General features: G+C 33.3%; 16 protein-coding genes. 5 read left to right on the top strand and 11 right to left on the bottom strand.

Going from position 1 to position 21737, the window contains the following annotated elements; all coding sequences use genetic code 11:
• Positions 1-5 precede the first annotated feature (5 nt).
• The 3 genes from ACT3CE_RS08245 to ACT3CE_RS08255 are packed head-to-tail and all read right to left on the bottom strand — an operon-like array spanning position 6 to position 4497.
• Positions 6-3074, bottom strand: a complete 3069-nt coding sequence (locus tag ACT3CE_RS08245; RefSeq protein ID WP_444709291.1) for an ATP-binding cassette domain-containing protein — start codon at positions 3072-3074, stop codon at positions 6-8.
• Positions 3075-3125: 51 nt separating this feature from the next.
• Entirely contained in the window at positions 3126-3545 is a 420-nt protein-coding gene (locus ACT3CE_RS08250) for a hypothetical protein (protein WP_444709292.1), read from the bottom strand.
• Between the two features lie 19 nt (positions 3546-3564).
• The gene (locus ACT3CE_RS08255) at positions 3565-4497 is read right to left on the bottom strand and encodes a hypothetical protein (protein WP_444709293.1); all 933 of its coding nucleotides are present in this window, start codon (positions 4495-4497) and stop codon (positions 3565-3567) included.
• Positions 4498-4748: 251 nt separating this feature from the next.
• On the opposite strand from ACT3CE_RS08255, the gene ACT3CE_RS08260 reads away from it, so the two are divergent.
• Entirely contained in the window at positions 4749-6905 is a 2157-nt protein-coding gene (locus ACT3CE_RS08260; RefSeq protein WP_444709294.1) for a DPP IV N-terminal domain-containing protein, read from the top strand.
• A 67-nt stretch (positions 6906-6972) separates the two neighbouring features.
• A complete protein-coding gene (locus ACT3CE_RS08265) occupies positions 6973-8304 on the top strand; it encodes an MATE family efflux transporter (RefSeq protein ID WP_444709295.1) in 1332 nt (443 codons plus the stop codon).
• Positions 8305-8326: 22 nt separating this feature from the next.
• Here ACT3CE_RS08265 and ACT3CE_RS08270 read toward each other — a convergent pair whose 3' ends face one another.
• Positions 8327-10294, bottom strand: a complete 1968-nt coding sequence (locus tag ACT3CE_RS08270) for a ShlB/FhaC/HecB family hemolysin secretion/activation protein (RefSeq protein ID WP_444709296.1) — start codon at positions 10292-10294, stop codon at positions 8327-8329.
• A gap of 79 nt (positions 10295-10373) precedes the next feature.
• On the bottom strand, positions 10374-10835 hold the full coding sequence (locus ACT3CE_RS08275) for a hypothetical protein (RefSeq protein WP_444709297.1): 462 nt from the start codon (positions 10833-10835) through the stop codon (positions 10374-10376).
• A 186-nt stretch (positions 10836-11021) separates the two neighbouring features.
• Here ACT3CE_RS08275 and ACT3CE_RS08280 point away from each other — a divergent pair, with 186 nt between their 5' ends.
• Together ACT3CE_RS08280 and ACT3CE_RS08285 are read left to right on the top strand one after the other, a co-directional pair.
• On the top strand, positions 11022-11360 hold the full coding sequence (locus ACT3CE_RS08280) for a BlaI/MecI/CopY family transcriptional regulator (protein WP_444709681.1): 339 nt from the start codon (positions 11022-11024) through the stop codon (positions 11358-11360).
• Between the two features lie 128 nt (positions 11361-11488).
• Positions 11489-13687 (top strand): TonB family protein, encoded by a 2199-nt coding sequence (locus tag ACT3CE_RS08285; protein WP_444709298.1) that lies wholly within the window; start codon positions 11489-11491, stop codon positions 13685-13687.
• A gap of 48 nt (positions 13688-13735) precedes the next feature.
• On the opposite strand, the gene ACT3CE_RS08290 is transcribed toward ACT3CE_RS08285, so the two are convergent.
• The 6 genes from ACT3CE_RS08290 to ACT3CE_RS08315 all read right to left on the bottom strand — a co-directional run bounded on the left by ACT3CE_RS08290 (position 13736) and on the right by ACT3CE_RS08315 (position 19832).
• On the bottom strand, positions 13736-14302 hold the full coding sequence (locus ACT3CE_RS08290; protein ID WP_444709299.1) for a DNA-3-methyladenine glycosylase I: 567 nt from the start codon (positions 14300-14302) through the stop codon (positions 13736-13738).
• A gap of 37 nt (positions 14303-14339) precedes the next feature.
• Complete coding sequence (locus ACT3CE_RS08295) at positions 14340-15041, bottom strand: DUF3307 domain-containing protein (protein WP_444709300.1); 702 nt, start codon at positions 15039-15041, stop codon at positions 14340-14342.
• Entirely contained in the window at positions 15038-15652 is a 615-nt protein-coding gene (locus ACT3CE_RS08300; RefSeq protein ID WP_444709301.1) for a SatD family protein, read from the bottom strand. Before ACT3CE_RS08300 ends, ACT3CE_RS08295 begins: the two co-directional genes overlap by 4 nt.
• 115 nt (positions 15653-15767) lie before the next feature.
• On the bottom strand, positions 15768-18062 hold the full coding sequence (locus ACT3CE_RS08305) for a tetratricopeptide repeat protein (RefSeq protein ID WP_444709302.1): 2295 nt from the start codon (positions 18060-18062) through the stop codon (positions 15768-15770).
• Positions 18062-18523, bottom strand: a complete 462-nt coding sequence (locus tag ACT3CE_RS08310; protein WP_444709303.1) for a QcrA and Rieske domain-containing protein — start codon at positions 18521-18523, stop codon at positions 18062-18064. Before ACT3CE_RS08310 ends, ACT3CE_RS08305 begins: the two co-directional genes overlap by 1 nt.
• Before the next feature lie 22 nt (positions 18524-18545).
• Positions 18546-19832: a cytochrome b N-terminal domain-containing protein gene (locus tag ACT3CE_RS08315; protein ID WP_444709304.1), complete on the bottom strand. Its 1287-nt coding sequence runs from the start codon at positions 19830-19832 to the stop codon at positions 18546-18548.
• A gap of 329 nt (positions 19833-20161) precedes the next feature.
• Between ACT3CE_RS08315 and ACT3CE_RS08320 the strand changes: the two genes are divergently transcribed.
• Complete coding sequence (locus tag ACT3CE_RS08320) at positions 20162-21676, top strand: sulfatase-like hydrolase/transferase (protein ID WP_444709305.1); 1515 nt, start codon at positions 20162-20164, stop codon at positions 21674-21676.
• Positions 21677-21737: the final 61 nt, after the last annotated feature.

The raw sequence follows: 21737 nt of genomic DNA on the forward strand, positions 1-21737 counted from the left end.
TGGTATTATTTCAGAAATTTTTTTCGATTAATATTACGATCAAAAATACCCAATGCCTTTTTAAGTAGACCAAAATAAAGAACAAAATAAAGAGTGATACTGCTAAACCAAATTACAAGAATATTTATCCAGTAAGTATCGTAATAGTGGCCGAAAATACGTTTTTGAGGAGCGTAAAAATGGGCTTTTAGGAAATAACTTTCAGGATCGCGATAAATTGGATCTATCTTTTGAAAAAGCTTTCCTTTGAATTCAATAATACGCTCAATATCGTTACTATTTCGAACAACTTCGGTTAATCTATCATTATAATATGATTTTTTCATGTGAACAAATTCTTGCTTGTCCTCAAATTTCTTTTGTAAAGTTACCAGGTGTTCATCTTTTTTACTGTTCGATACATTATACAAATTAATATAGTATTTATTAACCTTGTCGAAATAGTTTCTTAATTGCTTTATTGTTGCTTTGTTTAAGTTGTTAGCATTTAAATTGTTAATTCTTTTAAACTGAAAAGATAGTAAGTTTAAATCTTCGATACTAAGCTCATTTTTAAGTAATGTTAAATTCGCTTCAAGCTTACTCTTATCTTCAGGATTATTAAGGTATCTTTCACATTCATTCAACTTGTTTTTAAGAATAGGGAGCCAATAATTTTTTCGATAATCGGCTTTACTCATTAACTTTTCGTATACATAAAAATTAGCTGTGAATTTGTTGTCTTTAAATTGTTTTACCGCAAGAGCTTCGTATGCCCAGCGAGCAGTTATTATTTCTCCGTACCAGGGTATTGAATTAGGATCTGATATGCTAGGATTTAATTTGTCGAATTTTACAATAATACCACTTAATATTAATTGAGGTATTAAGATAAAAGGAATTAAAATGTAAATTGTGATTACAGTTTTAAAGCTATCGGAGATAATTAATCCAAGCATATTAGCAAAACACCATGCGCTAAACAGGGCTAGCCAGTATTCGAAAAACATGCCTTTAATTTCGAGAATAGAGTTTCCTATTAAAGTAAATAAGAAAGCCTGAAACGCTGAAATTGAAAATAGAATTACAATCTTAGAGATTAAATATCCTGTTTTACTAAGATTAAGAAATCTTTCTCGTTTCAGAATTTTTCTATCCTTAATAATTTCCTCGGCACTTAAGGTTAAGCCTATAAACAAACCAACAATAACTGCCATAAATAAATATACAGGCAAATTACTATTATTGCTAAATGTATAGCCTAACTCGTTTCCTGCATCTATATTGTAAAATTTAATAATATATGATAAAATAAATGCGAGTAAAGGTGTTTCGAATAAATTAATAAACAGGTATTGTTTATTGGCTAATTTAGAGATAATATCTCGTTTGGTAAACACCAGGAATTGCTTAAACACCGAGGGGATTTTAAAAGTAATAGTTGGTAGGTCTTCACTATTTTCAATCTTTTTATTTGTGCTTTTATGATCTTTAAAACGTTGATACCATTGAGCTGGTGATACTTTTCTTGTTTGTGAAGGTGTACCATATTCATCTAGTACTTCAGACTCTACAATGTTAAATATTTGGTCGGCATCAACATTACCACAAGAAGTACATTCACTTTCTGTCTTGTTCGCTCTATTGGATTGTGATTTAAAATAGGTAATTGCATCTAAGGGGTTACCATTAAAAATTAAATATCCTCCAGTATCCAGTACCAGCAAACGGTCGAACATCTTAAAAGTATCAGATGCAGGTTGATGAATGACAACAAAAATTAATTTTCCTTTTAGTGCCAGGTTTTTAAGCAAATCCATTATTTTGGCCGAATCGCGGGAAGACAAACCTGAGGTAGGTTCATCTAGAAATAATACAGAAGGTTCTCTTATTAACTCAAGAGCAATATTTAATCTTTTTCTTTGTCCGCCACTAATTTTTTTATCCAGAGGATTACCAACTTTTAAGTTACGGGCATCATATAAGCCAAGATCTTTTAGTAGCTTAAGAGATATGCGAATTAATTGAAAATTAGTGTATTTGTCAAAGCAAAGTTTAGCATTGTAATAAAGGTTTTCGAATACCGTTAGTGAATCAATAAGTAAGTCATCCTGCGAAACATGTCCAACAACTCCTTCTAGTTTAGATTTGTCGGCAGTAATTTCATAACCATTAATTAAAACAGCTCCTTCGTTGGGTTTTGCTGATCCGTTTAGTACGTTAAGTAGGGTAGTTTTACCGGCTCCACTCGAACCGATGACACCAACCATTTTACCAGATTCTTCTTTAAAGGAAAGATCATGAACACCAATATTATTTTCTTTAAATCGATATTCGATATTTTTAGCTTCGAAAACCACGCGCTGGTGAGACCGATCTCTGTAAAATGTGCCAATTATATCACTAAAATAAATTGGGTCGATTTTAGGGTTTCGAATAGATGAGCCTTGATTTAACACATGAACTCTATCTGTATTTAACGGTTGGCCATTCATGAATAACTCTTCAATTTCTTTGAATCGCATCACAAACATGTTTACTCTTGGTAAGCGTAGAATCTTTATCTGGCCTACTAATCCTGGCGAGTAATAATTTTTGCCAGTATTTGTAATTGTTTTCGAATTGCTTACCGTTAAAAGACCATCGCTTAAATTAATTTCATTAAAATCATTTAATACGAAATTCTTTAGTGTTTGATAACTATTTTTTTGAAGGTTAAAGGTGTCTGATACTGTTTCTATAAAAGCAAATTCCTGTTCACTAATTTCATCTTCTGAACTAAGAAATTCAAGTAGCTGTATTAAAACAATTAATTTTTGACGATAGATTAACTCTTCATTTATTTCGGTACAAATTCTAAGTACCCGAACAGAACTTGCCGAGGTATACTTTTTAATTTTTGATTTTTTGGTAGTTCTGCGCTGATTTTCTTCGTAATGTTTATCGTATAGAGCTAAATAATCTTCTGCAGTTTCCTGATCGAGTTGCTGTTTAAGATACTTAGATACCATTCTGCGCCTTTCATTTGCGGAACTTTTAGGGTGCGCAATGATAGCGAAGAGTTGCATTAAAGCTTTTAATATTCTCTCACTCATAGAATGGTTTTAATAATAGGGTGTAAGTAAAAGTTGTAGTCTATTTTATATTTATTGTTTAAAGCCAATCATTAATAATACGAAACCCGAACTTATGTTTTTTTGATTTAACTTTGCTTCGATAGTACAATTCATGGTATTTTCGAATTTGAAATCCCAGTATGGTGAATTTTTATGATCGCGATTTGAGAAAATTAAATGATTTTCCTGATCGTAAATAGAGAAGATTACATTACCTTCATCTTTCCCGGTTGCACTAGTAATTCGATAGTGATTATTGGAATAAAAAGTGGTGTGAAATTCTGCAACTTCGCCTCCAGAAAGCAATGCCTTATATTGCTGTCCATCCGAAATAAATTCTGTCCCTAAATGTTTGGTGCAGTTTTCCAACGTAATGTCAGATTGAGCTTTTGAAATTGAACTTATTCCGAATAAAATTGAGAATAATAGAACTATATATTTAAAATTCATAAGTTTAGTTTTTCAAATTTTATTTAATGATGTACTCGCGAATTTTCTGGATTTTTTCTGAAATTTCGCTCAGTTGTTTTTTGCTCATAATCAATTCTGATTTACTCTTTACTATGGTAAGTTTTTTCTTAGAATCGGTAATTGGAGCAATATATTTGTATTGTTCTTCAATTTCATCGAAGGTATAAGCTAAATCAATTAATCTATCAACTAAAAAGTAGTAATCTTTAGATTCATTTGAATATGGAACCAATAGTTTTATTAGGTTTTCTAGAGGTCGCTTTTGTTCTGATATTCTATTCATTAATAGTTTGTCTGGATGTTTGCTTATTTGTTGAGTAAGAAGATAGATTGATTCAATCCAGCCTCCAGCTAAAATTAAAGCTCCAGTATTTTCACGATTATTATCTTTCAAATAATTATCAATTTTACGATAAGTATTACTGATAATAATTAAAAGAGAATCTCGATTTTCAATATTATTTTCAATTCTCGTTACTGTTGGCTTATCCATTGCATTATACAAACCAACCTCCTGAGATAAAATTTTAAGAACTGCAAAATAACTGGCAGCATCCTGAGTTTGTTTGTAGATATTAATGTATCCTAGGTCGGAACCATAAACACCAAAATTTACGGCTTTGCTAAAATTATCAATATAATCACTAGATTTTTTCGTTGAGTTTAACAAATCTTTATTATAAGATATTTCTGATTTTTCGAGCAGAAGAGAAATGTGATACGGTGAAGGCAGACTAAAAAGAATATTGTTGTACTTAAAAATATTCCCTGTTTTTTCTACATTTTTCATAATTTCTGTTTCTGTAGCCATATCTGTTTCTGTCTCCTTCGAATCAAACTCGGATGGTTGAAGAATAAAGAAAGTAATGATAGCGGCTATCGAAATGAGAATTAAAATTTTAATACTGTTCGGAATTCGTTTTTTCGACATTTTGTATAACTTAAAATTTATTAAGCCAATGTAGGAAGAAAAAATAGTTTCTCAAAGTTCTCAATATTACTCTTGCCTATGTGGAAAGTAGATGAAATACTAGAATTTTTTTTCAACCTGTTGATGGAAGTTCTTTCCATCGATTGGTTCTTATCTTGTATATTTTATTCAATCATTATTACTGTATTTATACGAAAAAGGATACATTTGAAGGCGAAAATTTTTAAAAGAAATTTAACAACAAACCTAAGATGATGAAAAGATTTTTCCTTTTAAGCTATTTCTTAATCAATTGCGGCCTTGTATTGAGTTTGCAGGCACAGCAAAAAAAATTGTCGATGGAGGATGCTATCCTCGGACAATGGAGGCAATTTTATCCTGAAAACCTTTCTCAATTGTCGTGGAAAGGCGAAAGTAATGTAATTTCTTATGCTACAGCTGAAGAAATTTTAGCTGCTGATCCAGGAAAAGAAGCCAAGGTAATATTTAGTTTGAGCGATTTGAATGAAATTCTAAAAACAGGAAATTGCAAAGAATTAAAACGTATTCCCAGATATACCTGGCTTAATAGTAATGTAATACAGTTATATGCAGGTAAGGAATTGCTTCAAATAGATATTGTTAATAAAAAGATAAAACTGAAACTTGATTTCAATTTTGAAGCCGAAAATAGTGAGTTTTGCCAGATTAATAATTCGTTTGCGTATACCCTTGAGAACAATTTATATATCAGTAATAAAGATGGAGAAATTGCTGTTACAGATAGTAAGGATAAGAATATTGTAAATGGACAAACAGTTAGTAGAAGCGAGTACGGAATTAACGGAGGAATTTTTTGGGGACCAAAGGGAAAACAGCTGGCTTTTTATCGTAAAGATGAAAGTAAAGTGAGTTCCTTTCCTTTAGTAGATATTAATACTCGAGTTGGGGAATTAAGAGAGATTAAATATCCAATGTGTGGAATGGAAAGTGAAATTGTAAGCTTAGGAGTTTATAATTTGGCTGCAAAATCTACCGTATGGATTAAACCTGACGATTTTGGTGATGATCAGTACCTAACGAATATTTCGTGGGGAGCAGAAGGGAATTACATTTATATTCAAGTGTTAAATCGTGCTTCTAACCATGCAAAATTGAATAAATACGATGCGAAAACGGGTGCATTTGTTAAAACCTTGTTTGAGGAAAAAGATAGCCGTTGGGTTGAGCCTTCGTATAAGTTAATATTCTTGAAAAATAAGCCGAATCAATTTATTTATCAAACCAATAATCGTGATGGATTTAATCATGCTTATTTGTATAATGTAGAAGGTAAATTGATTAAACAAATTACTGCTGGAGATTGGGAAATAACTGAAGTTTTAGGTTTTGACAATGCGGAAAAGTACATGTTTTATATTTCGACTGAGGTAAGTCCGATTGACAGACATGCGTATAAAGTGAATTTAAAATCAGGAAAACGCACGCGTTTAACTTTAGATGAAGGATATCACTCGGTAAAAGTTAGTGCCGATGGCAAATATATTCTGGATACTTATAGCAGTCTTAATGTGCCTCGAAAAATTGCTGTTGCCGATACCAAAGGTAAAGTAATTAAGGAGCTCGTAAATGCTGAGAATAAGTTGAAAGATTACAATTTGGGAGAGATTTTATTGGGTACAATTAAATCGGCCGATGAAAAAACCGACTTGTATTATAGAATGGTGAAACCAGCAAATTTCGATCCTAATAAAAAATATCCTGTTGTAGTTTACGTATACGGAGGTCCGCATGCACAATTGGTAACTAACTCTTTTATGGGCGGTTGTCGTTTGTGGGAACAGTATATGGCTCAGAATGGTTATTTATTATACATATTAGATAACAGAGGTTCAGCCAATCGTGGAAAAGAGTTCGAAGCGGTTATTCATCGCCAATGTGGTCAGCCCGAAATGGCCGATCAAATGAAAGGAATTGAGTTTCTAAAATCATTAGCTTATGTCGATGCCGATAGAATTGGAGTTCATGGTTGGAGTTATGGAGGGTTTATGACCATCTCTCTTATCACCAATTATCCGGATGTATTTAAAGTTGCTGTAGCTGGCGGCCCGGTAATAGACTGGAAATGGTACGAAGTAATGTATGGAGAGAGATATATGGATACTCCCGAAGAAAATCCTGAAGGATATGCGAAAGCCTCTTTAATTAGTAAGGCTAAAGATTTAAAAGGAAAACTATTAATTTGTCAGGGAGCTGTTGATAATACGGTACTGTGGCAGCATAGTTTAAACTTTATACGTGAATGTGTTAAGAATAATGTTCAGGTTGATTATTTCCCATATCCAAGAGCAGAGCATAATGTTCGAGGGCGAGATCGTATTCATCTGAAACAAAAGGTCAGCAATTATTTTGATGATTATTTAAAATAAAAGAATTAATTTTCGCCGGTTTCATTTTTTGGAACCGGCTTTTTTTATTCTTACTACTATTATTATTGTGAAAATACAGACTAATTATTCTAATATCTGGAAAATAGCTTATCCTATTATTTTGGGTAGTATTGCTCAAAATATAATAGCTTTAACAGATACTGCTTTTTTGGGACACCTAAGCGAAACGGCCTTAGGCGCAGCCGCTATTGCTACAATTTTTTATTTTGCAGTAATAATGTTAGGCTGGGGTTTTGGTTTGGGTGTGCAAATTGTAATTGCGCGAAGGTATGGCGAAGGAAACTACAAGTTGGTGGGGAAAACTTTCGATCATGCTTTCTATTTTTTGGTGGCTTTATCGATTCTTCTTTTAGGATTTATGGAAATTCTGTCGCCGCCAATTTTAAAAACTATTGTAAAATCGGACGCTATTTTTCAGGCTAGTAACGAGTATATTTCTGTACGAGCATGGGGAATTCTTTTTGCATGTATCAACCTTTTATTTCGTGCATTTTATATAGGAATTGCTAAAACAAAAATTATTAGCTGGAGCACAGCTTTTATGGCAATTATTAATATATTTTTCGATTATACCTTAATTTTTGGTGAGTTGGGTATGCCCGAAATGGGAATAAAAGGGGCAGCATTGGCTTCTGTAATCGCAGAAGCATCGGTTTTGGTGTTTTTTATTGTTTATACACTACGTAAAACTCCAATCGATAAATACAATTTGTTTGCATTTTCATATATTGATAAAGATCTGTATTGTAGATTATTAAAAGTTTCGTTTCCAATGATGATTCAGAATTTTTTATCCTTATCCTGCTGGTTTATTTTCTTTTTATTGGTCGAGAAAATGGGAGAGAGAGAGTTGGCAATCTCTAATATCATAAGAAGCATATATGTATTGATAATGGTTCCTGTTTGGGCTTTTGCTTCGGCAGCGAATACTTTGGTTAGTCAGGTAATAGGCGAAGGGCATGTAAAAGAAGTGTTACCAGTTATTTATAGAACTGTAAAACTATCATTTGTATGTGTTTTAGTGCTGGTAGGAATAAGTATGATTAATCCAGAACTTGTTATTTCTATTTATACAGAAGAGGCTGGTTTAATAGCAGATACAAAACCAGTATTGTATGTAATTTTTGGTGCTGCCTTACTGTTTCCAATAGGCATAACTTTATTTCAGGGAGTTTCAGGAACAGGAAATACTTTTCATGCTATGTTATTGGAAATTCTGGTTTTAACTTTTTATTTAGTAGGTGTTTATATGCTTATTCAGGTTTTTCGTTTACCAATTTCAGGGGTGTGGATTTCGGAATATTTTTATGCAGGTTTTCTTGCGCTTGCTTCCTGGCTTTACCTTCGGTTTGTGAACTGGAAAGAGAGTAAAATTTAAAAGTAATTTGTTTGATTCAAATTTATTCGAAGGTAATAGTTTCTGGTTGACCTACTTTAAAATCATTAAATTTAGGACGTTCCTCGCCCGATAAACGAAATCCTGCAGAACTAAAATCGCTGGGAGCATTTGGGTATAATGCAAATCGGATTTGTATGGTTTTAAAAACAAGGTTTTCGTTGTGTAATCGTACACCAAGACCTAAGCCGTAGTAGTAATTTTCTTTAAAAATATTTTTTTTATTACTTCCAATAATTCCCATATCAGCGAAACTGTAAAATGCGAATTTAAAACCGCCCAGCATATATGGTGTAAATGCAACTGTTTCCAGATTTAAACTAATTTTTTGAGTTCCGCTAACCTCTTCACTTTTAAAGCCACGAATACCATATTTATTATTAATAGTTATGAACTCTTCCGGAAATCGTCGTATACCAAGGGTGTATTTTAGGCTGCCAAAATTACGAAATCGCAAAGTGCCTAATTTTCGTATGCGGCTAAAAAAATTAGACTGAGCAATTAATGTACCCTGTTCAAATCTTTTGGAATTAAAAAAACCACCTATGGCAATCCGATTAAAAAGATAACTTTTTGTTTTGCGAACATAACTGGCTTTTTGCATATCAAAACCTAAATAAAAACGGTGCGAGTATTCACGATCTTCGTAACCTAAGTTCATTTGTGTTAAAAAGCCATAGGGAATATCCTCGGTTCTACCAAAATTGTAAATTAAATTACTTTTATAGTACTGAATCTGACTAATGCTTAATCCTGATAAGTAAAGAATATTATTGTGAAAGAATTGATTTAATTCTGGTCCTGTTTCTGGTCTTTTGAAAAATTTTCGACTAGAAATTCGTCCTGTTACAAATATTCGTCTTCTGGCAAACAGGTTTTTAGAGTCTAATTTGTAAGCCCTTCCGTACCAGATGTTTCCATAATTAAAATCCAGTGGTATTTCATTTAATATGGGATCGTCGTCCATAATCTCTTGCGATTTCATGGTTTTGGAAAGACTAAAACCTCCTGCTCTTTTGGTGTTGTAGGTTTCAAATTCTCTTTCAAAATCAATACCAACAACAGCTTTCTCGTAGGTGTTTTCGTAGGTAAAAGTCGCATCGATATACGATCTTTTTATATTCCTGATTTTATACATTCCAGAGTATCCGAATCTTTGATTTTCGTTTGATTCGTAATGAAATGTATTACTAAATTCATGACCAATTCCATATAAATTTCGGCTGTAAAATTCAAATTCTGTTGATAGATCGGAGCCAACATCTAAATCGATACCCCAGGAAAACTGATCTTTAACCCATAATTGAAGATCAACAAATTTATTTGATCCCGGAACAGGGATAACCCTAAAATAGGCATCCTTAATATAGTCTAGCTGACGTATTAGTCGTTCGTTATCGGCCAATTGATATGCGTCTAGTTTATCTCCTGCATTAATACGTAATAAACGTTTTAAATGGCCGCGTCGGCTTGTGTGATGTAATTTATTTCCTGTTGTTTCTATCCAGCTAGTGGCAACTTTTGTTGTATCGTACAAACTCGAACCAAAAGGTTCCAATACTCTTACTTCTATATTTCGTATGGTTCTGTTCTGATAAATAACAAAAGCAGTTTCGCTTCGTTCGGTTTTAATTGTGTCGGTAGGCGACATTTTATCCGGAGCAACGAAAAATAGTTTGTAAAGTTCTTTGGTAAACTTTCGTTTATAGGCTCTTCTTTTTATGGCATGATAGAATTTACTGCCACTTTTTTGTTCGTGTTTATTTTTTTCATGAACCGTATCCATTAAAAAAATAATAGTATCGCGCGAAATTATAATGGTACTGTCCTGCAAATGGCTCTTGGGCTTAGGTGAAAAAAGGGTGTCGGAAATTACTTGTTGCCCGTTTGCAATAATTGAGTTTCCGATAAAAAGAACCAGCAGAATATTATATGTTAAGAAAGTACGAATAAGGCCTGTTTTTATTGTCAATTACTATTCTTATATCAAAGATAAATAAATTGAGCTTGCGCTGAACATTTAACAAGAATTGTACCTTTCTTAACTTAAATTAATGAGAATTATTTTTGTCTATTTCAGATAATTTTTGGGAAATCTGTTTGATTTGCTTCTTTGGCCATTTCCATTTTCCGTCTTTGCGGATTTCTCCAGAAAGAATTTTGCCTTTAAAAATTTCCAGTGTTTCGGTTGCTGCACCAAAACCAAAACGTTTCATGCTTAATTTACCAATTAGTTTTGAGTATGGAATTCGCTCTTTTCCTTTAAAAAAAATTAGATAATAATAGGAAAGTATGAGCTCTTTGTTCTCATTATCAAATTTTAATTTAATAATAATTCGATTACGTTTTAGGAGCAAAAGCAGAATGTACATGAAAAATACAGCTGTAAAATATACAAGGTTTAACCCCACAAAAAACAAAAGAATTATTACAAGAAGTCCCAATAAAGAGAGTTCTTTCCTTATTCTTTTCTCAAGAGGATAATTAGAAGGGGATAATTCGAAATTTTCCATCAATTAATTTTTTGCATAGTTAACAAAAACGGTAGCATTATTCAAACTTGTAATCTGAAATAAAATTATCTACTAAGTTTTTAGTAATAATATTTGTCTACTAAAAAATTAGTACTAAGTTTGTAGTAGATTAATCTTAAAGTAAAGTTCGAAATGAAGGAATTAACAAAAGCAGAAGAACAGGTAATGCAAATTGTGTGGCAGTTGGAAAAGGCAAGTGTTAGAGAGGTTGTAGCACAATTTTCTAATCCAAAACCTGCATATACAACAGTGGCAACGGTAATGAATACTCTTGAAAAGAAAGGATTTGTTAATAAAATTCCGGCTGGAAAATCGCATTTGTTCACTGTAAAAATTCTTAAAGATGATTATTCTGGATTTAAAGCAGGAGCTTTGGTTACCAACTATTTTAACGGATCGTTTTCGAGAATGGCATCTTTTTTTGCCAAAGATAATAAGCTAAGCATTCAGGAGTTGGAAGAGATGATTGAAATAGCAAAGCGACAAATTGAAAAGGAGAAATAAATATGGCAGCTTTATCGGAATATTTTGTTCAGTCATCAGCAATATTAGCTCTATTTTACATGATATACTTTTTGTTTCTGCGAAATGAAAGGTTCTTTGTTGAGATACGAGCTTACTTAATGCTGAGTATGCTATTATCTATATTCCTGCCATTTGTAAAAATTCCTTATACGGTAATTGTCGAAGCAGTAAGTTCTCAGGTTCAGGTTGAAATGGGACCATTATTATCAGGAATAGTTAAAACCGAATTGGTGCAAAATAGTTTTTTTACAGTTTCTAATTTGATTTTACTATCCTATTTGGCAGTAGCTACTGTCTTACTGATTTTTAGTATGATAAAAATCAGTAAGATTTATAGATTAATATTGGGAAAAAAATACAAGCAGGTAGATAAATTTAAAGTAATTGTGCTCGAAAAAGAAATTCCTGCTTTTACCTTTTTTGGATATATTGTAATTAGTAGAGAGGAGTTTACCAACGAATCTTATAGAAATATATTGGCTCACGAAAAAGTACATGCTCAGCAAAAGCATTGGATCGATCTGCTTTTTGTTGAATTGATGACCATTGTTTTTTGGTTCAATCCATTTGTATGGCTTTTTCAACTAGCCATAAAACAAACGCATGAATTATTGGCTGATGACGGAGTAATATCGCGCGGCTTTAATATTGGACAATATCAGGCGCAATTAATTAATCAACTGATGGGAGCCGAAGTTGTTGGCTTAGCAAACAACTTTAATTATTCCATTAATAAAAAACGAATGATTATGATGTCGAAAGATAAAAGCCATGGAAACAGACGCTATAAATTGCTATTAATGGTACCAGCTATATTATTGGTAATAGGTTTTAATATTCAGATTATTGAGGTTCAGGCAAAGGGAGTTGAGCCTGTTGTATTGCAGAAAAATGAGGATGTAACAATTGCAGGTGTAGTTATTGCTGAAGATAATAAACCAATGCCAGGAGTGGCAGTTCTTGTGGAAAACTCTACTCTTGGAACTGTGACTGATATTTATGGAAAATTTGAATTGCAAGTAGCAAAAGATGCTAATCTAATGATTTCATTTATTGGCATGGAAACTAGAAAAATGGCAGTCGAAGATTTTATTTTAAATGGAAAGATAAAAGAGAATTACTTTCTGAAAATAAAATTAAAGGCTGATAAAGGAAATAATACGGCTAAAAGCAGTAGGATAACAAAAGACTTAAACAGAAAACATAGTTCTGCTGAGGGTGAAATATTCGTAATCGTAGAACAAATGCCCGAGTATCCTGGTGGTCAAGATGCTTTAAGAGAGTACTTTAAAAAATCAACAAATTATCCTAAATCTGCTAAAGAGAATGGAGTTAAAGGTCGTGTTTATGTAACTTTTGTTATTGATAAAGAAGGAAATGTAACAAAAGCCCGAGTGGTGAGAGGTGTAAATCAAGATTTTGATAAAGAAGCGCTTCGTGTTGTTAAGGCAATGCCAAAATGGGTACCAGGTCGACAAAGAGGTGAGAAAGTGAATGTTTCCTATACGGTTCCAATTAACTTTGGTTTAAAAGATGGTGAAGGGTATGGTGAGGTTGAGAAGGTGCAGTTTAAAAAAGGGATAAGTGTAAAAGTAGGAGATGCATTTACTAGCGTTGATGAAATGCCAATATTCCCTGGAGGACAATTGGAATTGCAAAAGTTTATTGCCCGAACTGTTAAATATCCCGAAGAGGCACAGAAAAAAGGTGAAACAGGTAGAGTTTTCGTGACTTTTATAGTCAATAAATTGGGTGTTGTAGATAGTGCTCGTATTGTTCGTGGTGTCAGTCCATCTATAGATGCCGAAGCGCTTCGTGTAGTTAAAGCTATGCCTAAATGGAAGCCTGGAAAAATGAAAGGTGAGCCTGTGAATGTTGTTTATACTGTACCCATTAATTTTGAACTACAGAAAGATCAGGGAATTATTATAATTGATAAGCTTGAATCTGATTCTTTGTCAAACAATATTGAAAAAAAACAGAAAAAAGGTGAAGAAACTGTTTTTGTTATTGTAGAGGAAATGCCAGAGTATCCGGGAGGACATAAAAAATTGAAAAAATTCATCGAAAAAAAGGTGAAGGCTCTGGATTCAAAATATTTAACCGGTACAAGATGTTTTGTAAGCTTTGTGGTAAATAAAAAAGGTGAAGTTGTAAAGGCTAAAGTGACACGAGGAACAAGAAATAAGGAGATAGATGCCATTGCTTTGCGGATTGTAAATAGTTTGCCAATATGGAAGCCAGGTAAGCAAAGTGGACAAAAAGTTAGTGTTTCTTATACTGTTCCTATTTATTTTAAGGCATAATAAAAATAGAAGAGAATAGGGTGCCCCAAACTTATAGTTTGGGGTTTTTTATACCTCATCATGTCTAAAACAATCCGTAGTATGATCGTTTACCATACCTGTTGCCTGCATAAAAGCATAGCAGATGGTTGGGCCTACAAATTTGAATCCTCGTTTTTTTAAGGATTTGCTCATTGCTGTAGCTTCATCGGTAAATGCAGGTACTTCGGATAATGATTTCCATGAGTTTTTAATGGTTTTACCCTTTGTAAAACTCCAGATATATTTATCGAAACTGCCATATTCTTTTTGAACCTCAAGAAATGCCTTTGCGTTTTTAATGGCCGAATTAATTTTTAATTTATTGCGAATAATTCCTTCGTTTTGTAGAAGTTCTTCAACTTTTTCCTGCGTGTAATTTACAATAATATTAGGATCGAAATTATCGAATGCCTTACGGTAGTTTTCACGTTTGTGCAAAATGGTAATCCAGCTTAGGCCAGCCTGAGCTCCTTCCAGAATCAAAAATTCGAACAGCATTTGGTCATCATGTAATGGTACTCCCCACTCATTATCATGATAATCGCAGTAAAGTAGATCGTTACCGGCCCAGTTGCATCGTGTTTTTTGTTGCATATTTTTGTTCGATTCTTGCATGCTATAGTGCTGTTATCTATTGTTTAATTTGCAAATAAATTAATCCTGTTAAAAGTGCAAAGCCAAAGCTTAGCAGTGTTCCAATTAATATGTACTCGGTAAGTTTTCTGTCTTTAGCACGAGAGAGATCTCCAAACCTAAAAACAGATTTTGCCGTAATTAATAAACCTATGGCTGCCCATTGGTTAAGGACTATAAAACCGAACACAAAAAGGCGTTCTAAAATACCAATATATTTACCAGCATGTTGTAATGAGTTGTTAGGATTATCTTCATCCAAAACCCATTTATTCATTATTAATTTCATAAATATTGCAGATACGTAGGTAACACATAATATGGCTAAAATTAATATTAAAGACTGGGTTGAGTATAGTAAATCAAATTTTACTGTAAATGGCTCGTAAATATATACCAATATTCCAATTACTATAATATGAGCTAATTGATCTAGAATGAAATACAAGTTATTGTGCTTAAAATTTAGTTTTACTAAATCTATAATATAGTGGCTTAATACAATTGTAATTATTATTGGCCAATAGGATATTTTAAATTGAAGAACTACGCAGGTTGCCAGCAAATGGATTAAAAGGTGATAATATAAATAAGGCGATTTATGCCTGTTTTGTTTTTTATTTTCGACCCACTTGTCCGATTGAAATACAAAGTCGCCTAATACATGAGCAATTAATAATTTTAATGTTAGTTCTATCATAATTTTGATAATTGAGCTCTATAAAAATTATTTATTTTTAAAATTTCTTCATATCCACCTCTTTTTAAGGCTTCGCTAATACTACTTTGCGATTTTCCTAAAAGTTTTGCTATTTCTTTTTGATGTTTATCAGGATTTTCCAGGCTTGTTTTTATTGTTTTAGCAACAGTATTACTCCAGCTATTTGCTGTTAGTAAAATAAGGCTCAAAATTAAATTGATGGTATTATCAAAGTCTTTATGATCCGATTTTATTGCTATAGTCCGTTTTTTGAGATTTTCAAAACACTCACCCGAATTTACATAAGCTCCTCCATTCGATTCGCTTACTTTGTATGCACTGTGGCTTTCTTCTCCTAAACCGATGCCTATTCTAACATCGTAGTTTTTTGTTTGTTTAAGGCTGGCTTTAATATGAAAAGCAGCAATTAATATATCTTCTGGCGAAATTACAAGTTGAAAACTATCACCTCTGTAAATTTCCCATTGTTTAGGTTCGTTACCGTATTTTTGTAATACTGTTTTTAGAGAGTTAAGCCATTCTGTCACATCTCCCTTTCTCGAATTAATTATATCACCTGTTAAAACTGCTTTCATTAATTTTTTATTCAAATATATCGGTTTTAAATCCGATATCAAAATATATCGGCAATAAAACCGATATGTATAAATATCGGTTTTAAATCCGATATGGGATTAATGTTAGCATCTATAACTAAATATTATTTTACTGATTTATAATAGATTCAATGTTTGCTCTGTCGTTAATGTTCGGAAATTTATCCAATATTTGTTTGGCTACAATTTTAGCCTGACTTGTGTGTTTGTATTTAATATGAAGATTTAATAAAGCTACGTAATAATTTGAATCTTCAGGATTTATTTTTATTGCACTATTTAAAAATTCTACGGCTTTATTAGGTTGATTTTTAAAATCATACATCATTGCGGCATTGTAGAAAATTCTAGGATTATCAGGAGAAAACTTAGCCGCTTTTAACAAGTAGGTCATCGATTCATCGTAGCGCTTACGTTCTGTTAAGAATAGGGCATAGGTGAACATTGTGCTTCCATCGTTCGGAACATTTTTCAAATAATCTTTCAATAAGATCTCAGCTTTTTTGTATTCTCCTTTATTGTTGTACAAAATTGCCAGATTAATCTTTATTGGGTGCAGCTCAGGATCTTGTTCTAGAGCTCTTTTATAGAATTTTTCGGCTTTATCGTTTTGTTTATTATTGTAATAAAAATTAGCCAGATTAAACTTTCCAGAAGGGAAATCGGCACTATATTCTAGCGCTTCAATATATTCTTTTTCTGCTCGTTCGAGTTGTGTTCGATATTTTACAGGTATCTGATCTTTGTTTACTGTATTAAGTTTTGTTGCACACTCAACTCTAATGGCTTTTGTTTGATCATTAAGCATTCCAAGTACTTTCTTAAATGATTCCTGATCATCCATCATTAAGTTCTGAAGGGCATTGTATCTAATGTGTCCATTAAAATTATTTAGCGCATCAAATAAAATATCTTTAGCTTTACTTTGGTAGTGCATTCCAAGTAGACGTATGGCAGTTGCTCTTATTATTTCAGGGTACACATCGTCATTATAAATATGAACCAAACCATCGAAACCTTTTTGACTGCCAGTTTCAGCTTCTTTAAAGTAAGTACCATATTGCGAATTTCGACTTGTGCCATGCCATTTTTCAACATAGTCTATAGCCCATTGTGTCGATTTATCAGCATGACATTGATTACAGGCATTAGGCGTTCCAAGCTCCTTGGTTAAGTCGGGACGAGGAATTCGGAAACTGTGGTCGTTTCGGTAATCGGGTCCCATATAAAATTGCGCAGGCATGTGGCAGTTAATGCAACGAGTACCTTCTCCAACTTCAAATTTAACTCCATCATCGGCAATTACAGCATCTCCTTTTTCTCCTTTCGATTTGTGGTAATGATGATTGTAAGTGTCGTAATCATCGGCACGGTGGCATTGTGTACACAGACGATTATCTTCGAACAAGCGTTTGGTACTATGTACATTGTGGCAATCGTTACATTTTACATCGCGCATATACATTTTACTTTGCGTAAACGAACCATAAACATAATCTTCATCTAATATCTGTCCATCGATATGGTAATTTTCTCCATTAGGCAAATTCGGAATGGTATGATTATAGATATCTGCACTATGCTTAAAATCGGAAAGCGAACCACGTCGAGTGTGGCAGCGAACACATAAATCAACATATTGCTTGTTATCGATTCCACTGGTTTTAACAACTAAACCAAAATTATTATGTTCGTCTCTGGCATAATCGGCTTTGGCTGCCCACTCGAGGTGTTTCGATGCAGGTCCGTGGCAAGCTTCGCAGCTTACATCTATTTCGCTCCAGGTAGTATGATACGAATCTGTATCAACATCGTATCCTTTTACTAAATTTGTTGAGTGGCAGTCGGCACACATGCCATTCCAGTTCTGAGCCTGATTGGTCCAGTGTAACCAGTTGTCGTGTTCTATCGTTTCATTTTTATATATGGCCTTGGCCATGTGATACCATACACTATCTTTCGAATTCCATGTTAATGCGAGTGTTTGCAGTCTACCACGGTCAAATTCTACTAAATATTGCTGTAGCGGATAATAACCAAATACATATTTAATCTCAAACTCTTCCAGTTTTCCTGATTCTCCATCAGTAAGAGCATAAAATTTATTATCTTTTTTGTAAAGCTTATGGGTCATTCCATTATACTCCAGAGATTGGTTGTTAAAGTTTCCTAAAACCGTAGAATCGTTAGCATGATCCATTGCTTTATCATGATCGGAGCCAACCCATTCATTGTACTCATTTAAATGGCACTCGATACAAGTTTCTCGCCCAACATATTGTGCTTCGGTGGGTGGTGTATTGCTGGCTCCATAAGTATTTATAAGCAGGTACAAAGGAATCGTAAGCAATGTAACTATCGATGCAAGTAAACTAATTCGTTCTGTTCTTTTGCGATTCTCCATTATGCGTAGGTTAATTGCGATTTGTTAAATGATGTTCTTCTTGTTGGTTTACTTGTATCAATAAATAATTCTCCGTTTTCTATGGTAATTGGGAATGTATCTAAAGGTCGGGTAGCAGGAGCTGCTAATACTTCTCCGAATTTGTTAAACTGAGAAGCATGACAAGGACAATTAAATCCTCCTGTTTTAGCATTTGTGTTCACCACACACCCAAGGTGAGTACATTTTATAGACATGGCAAGAAAACCACCATCTTCGTATCGTTTTAAAAAGAATTGTCCCGTTAAAAAAGGGTACAGCTTATTATTTTCGAAAGAATCAGCTTTTCCAGCATTAAATAAGTTGGTTTTTTTTCTGGATGTAGATGTTTTACTAACACTTCCTTTTATTAGAAAAATGGCCTCGATAGCTGCAGCAGCAACAAGTATTCTTTGTATGAATTTACGTCTGTCTATTTTCATTACAATAGTATCATTCAGTATTTTAAAAGATCATTAACATGCCTTCTCCTCGTAAAAAAAGAGAAATTAGTAACATGCTTATGTAAGATGATATTAATATGCTTGTGCAGGCCATAATTAATTCGGTACGGTCGGCTTTATGTTTTTTATTCCAAAATAATAGATATGCAGCAACAGGAATAACATATAAAAGAAAAGGGATAAGACCTGTTGAAATCCAAGATGGCCAAGTGGATAGCCATAAATCAAAATGAAGAAAATGATCTAGTATGTAAATCAATATAAAAGTAAAAATAAAGGCTAATATGCTTGATTGTATACAAATTCTTTTTCCTAATGGGGAGTTAAACCAAACGCCAATATTTATATTGGTATATTTAAAATAGGGAAGGCCCAAAAAGAATAATCCAGCAGAAAAAGGTATAATTATAGCGCTAAAAAATGGATGAAGATGAAGCAGTAATTCTTGTGCTCCTAAAAAGTACCAGGGAGCTTTGCTGGGATTAGGACTTTTTAGTGGATTGGCTTGTTCAAGTAGTGGTGCATGGTAAAATACTGATATTAGAAATAAGCCGGCAATTAAAATACTTGCAATCATTATTTCTTTAGAAACCAGATGAGGCATTACATCTACTTTTTGTTTTTCTTCCTGTTTTGGAACAGCAACACCACCAGCTTTGCGAACTAACCAAAAGTGCATACTCATTAGAAAAATAAAGAAAAGAGGAATTATACCTGTATGCAGCGTGTAAAAGTTAAGCAATGTATTGCCATCTACAGTTTCGCTTCCTCGTACCATATTGGCTATTGGATGCCCTATCATCGGAATGTATTCGATAATTTGAGTGATTACAGTAACTGCCCAATAGGCCAGTTGATCCCAGGGTAATAAATACCCCGTAAAACTCGATGCCAGAACTAAAAAAAATAGTAATAAACCGTAGATCCAGTTTTCGGCTCTTTTTTGAAAAATACTCTGCGAAAAATACACTCTTATTAAGTGTAAGAAAGATGCTAAAACCATAAGTTTAGCAGATAAATGGTGCAGATTACGAATAAATTGCCCAAATACAGTATTATTTTTTAATCCTAAAATAGAATCATAGGCATGCTCAACTGTTGGGATATATGAAAATCGTAGAATTAACCCGGTAAGCGATAAAATTATGAATAGTAAGGCACAAATACCTCCTAAGCCAAAGGTTCTGTTATATTTTATGGCTCTAGAATCAATTTTAGGTGGATGAAGGTGTAGAATAAATTTTTCTATGGATGAGGATGTTTGATCTCCTTTATTCTTGTTTGTCATTACTGGGAATATCAGATTTATATTGAGAGTACAAAGTAAGCGAAAAAGCTTGGAAATATAAAAAAAATATATCTATACGTCTGGTAGGTAATGGTCGTATTAATAGTTTTAAGAGGGGTAATTTTTATTATGCCGATATAACTAAAACTAAATCAATATAATATGTTTATTTGTATTGTTTTTATTTATGCTTTTAATTCAATAAATGGCTAATAATTTTATATAACTTTATACTTCAATAGTATCAATAGAATATTTTAATTGATGATTTTTAGCAATAATATTAAGCTAGAAATTTAAGGAGTCTTAAAACACAATAAATATATTATATGATAAAATTAAGATTACTATCCTACATCTTTACCGGCCTATTGTTATTTGGTTGTGCAGAGAAAAAAAGTGAAAAAAATCAGCCTAATATTATTTTTCTGTTTGCTGATGATCAGTGTTACAATACAGTACATGCATTGGGGAATGATGAAGTAATAACACCTAACCTTGATAAAATGGTTGCCGATGGAGCTACTTTTACTCAGGCTTTTAACATGGGAGCCTGGAATGGTGCAGTTTGTGCCAGTAGCAGGGCAATGATTAATACCGGGCGATTTGTTTGGAGAGCTTATGATTATGAAACTCATCAGAAAGATTTGGTGGATAATGGTCAAATGTGGGGGCAAATTATGCAATCGGCAGGTTACGAAACTTACATGACAGGGAAATGGCATGTTAAAACGCCTCCTTCAAAACTATTTAATCATACGGTTCATATTCGTCCCGGAATGCCCAAAGATACCTGGGATCATGCTACACAGGTAAAGCGTTTTGCCGAATTGGAAAGAACAAAAAAAGGTAAAGCTGAAGATTTGATGCCATTTGGGTATAATCGCCCTCAAAATGTGGCGGATACCAGCTGGCAGCCCTGGGATAAGAATAATGGTGGTTACTGGCAGGGAGGAAAACATTGGAGCGAAGTGTTAAAAGATGATGCGATCACTTTTATCGATTCTGCCAAAGGAAAAGAGAAACCATTTTTTATGTATCTGGCCTTTAATGCACCTCATGATCCTCGCCAGTCGCCAAAGGAATTTTTAGATATGTATCCATTGGAAAATATTTCGATTCCAGAATCTTTTTTACCAATGTATCCATACAAAGATAGTATTGGTTGCGGTCCTTCTTTGCGCGATGCGGCCTTAGCTCCATTTCCTCGTACCGAGTATTCAATGAAAAAGCATCGCCAGGAGTATTATGCTTTAATTACTCATCTTGATGAACAGATTGGGGAGATTTTAAAAGCACTTAAGGAATCGGGTGAAATGGATAATACTTACATTTTTTATACCGCCGATCATGGATTGGCTATTGGTGATAATGGTTTAATGGGTAAGCAAAATATGTATGACCATTCTGTGCGTCCGCCATTGTTTGTTATTGGTCCTGACATCCCGAAAGGGAAAAAGATTGATGCTGAAGTGTATTTACAGGATATTATGGCTTCGTCGATTGAGTTGGCCGGATTAGCAAAACCTGAGTATGTAGAATTTAAGAGTTTTATGTCGTTGGCTCGTGGAGAGCAGACAAAATCGAATTATGATGCCATTTATGGTTGTTACCGACCAGATATGCAACGCATGATTCGTACCAATGGTTTTAAACTGATAGTCTATCCTCATGGAAAAGTTATGCGTTTGTATGATCTAAAAAACGATCCGAATGAAATGAACGATTTGGCAGTTAAGCCTGAGTATAAAAAGAAAATAAAAGAATTGTTTACAAAATTGGTGGCTCTTCAGAAAGATATGGATGATCCGTTGGATTTGACTGAGGTTTTTCCTCAAGTATAATTGAGACAAATTTTTTTGAATGAAAAAGGAGCTTGAAATAACAATTCGAAGCTCCTTTTTT

Origin of the sequence: Marinifilum sp. RC60d5 (genome assembly GCF_052400665.1) — a bacterium.
GTDB lineage: Bacteria > Bacteroidota > Bacteroidia > Bacteroidales > Marinifilaceae > JBQTGK01.

Excerpts from the sequence above, each read along its gene's own strand:
- ACT3CE_RS08260 (WP_444709294.1), top strand. The coding sequence starts at position 4,749 with ATGATGAAAAGATTTTTCCTTTTAAGCTATTTCTTAATCAATTGCGGC.
- ACT3CE_RS08315 (WP_444709304.1), bottom strand. The coding sequence starts at position 19,832 with ATGACAAACAAGAATAAAGGAGATCAAACATCCTCATCCATAGAAAAA.
- ACT3CE_RS08280 (WP_444709681.1), top strand. The coding sequence starts at position 11,022 with ATGCAAATTGTGTGGCAGTTGGAAAAGGCAAGTGTTAGAGAGGTTGTA.
- ACT3CE_RS08310 (WP_444709303.1), bottom strand. The coding sequence starts at position 18,523 with ATGAAAATAGACAGACGTAAATTCATACAAAGAATACTTGTTGCTGCT.
- ACT3CE_RS08245 (WP_444709291.1), bottom strand. The coding sequence starts at position 3,074 with ATGAGTGAGAGAATATTAAAAGCTTTAATGCAACTCTTCGCTATCATT.
- ACT3CE_RS08285 (WP_444709298.1), top strand. The coding sequence starts at position 11,489 with ATGCTATTATCTATATTCCTGCCATTTGTAAAAATTCCTTATACGGTA.
- ACT3CE_RS08305 (WP_444709302.1), bottom strand. The coding sequence starts at position 18,062 with ATGGAGAATCGCAAAAGAACAGAACGAATTAGTTTACTTGCATCGATA.
- ACT3CE_RS08255 (WP_444709293.1), bottom strand. The coding sequence starts at position 4,497 with ATGTCGAAAAAACGAATTCCGAACAGTATTAAAATTTTAATTCTCATT.
- ACT3CE_RS08250 (WP_444709292.1), bottom strand. The coding sequence starts at position 3,545 with ATGAATTTTAAATATATAGTTCTATTATTCTCAATTTTATTCGGAATA.
- ACT3CE_RS08290 (WP_444709299.1), bottom strand. The coding sequence starts at position 14,302 with ATGCAACAAAAAACACGATGCAACTGGGCCGGTAACGATCTACTTTAC.
- ACT3CE_RS08320 (WP_444709305.1), top strand. The coding sequence starts at position 20,162 with ATGATAAAATTAAGATTACTATCCTACATCTTTACCGGCCTATTGTTA.
- ACT3CE_RS08295 (WP_444709300.1), bottom strand. The coding sequence starts at position 15,041 with ATGATAGAACTAACATTAAAATTATTAATTGCTCATGTATTAGGCGAC.
- ACT3CE_RS08275 (WP_444709297.1), bottom strand. The coding sequence starts at position 10,835 with ATGGAAAATTTCGAATTATCCCCTTCTAATTATCCTCTTGAGAAAAGA.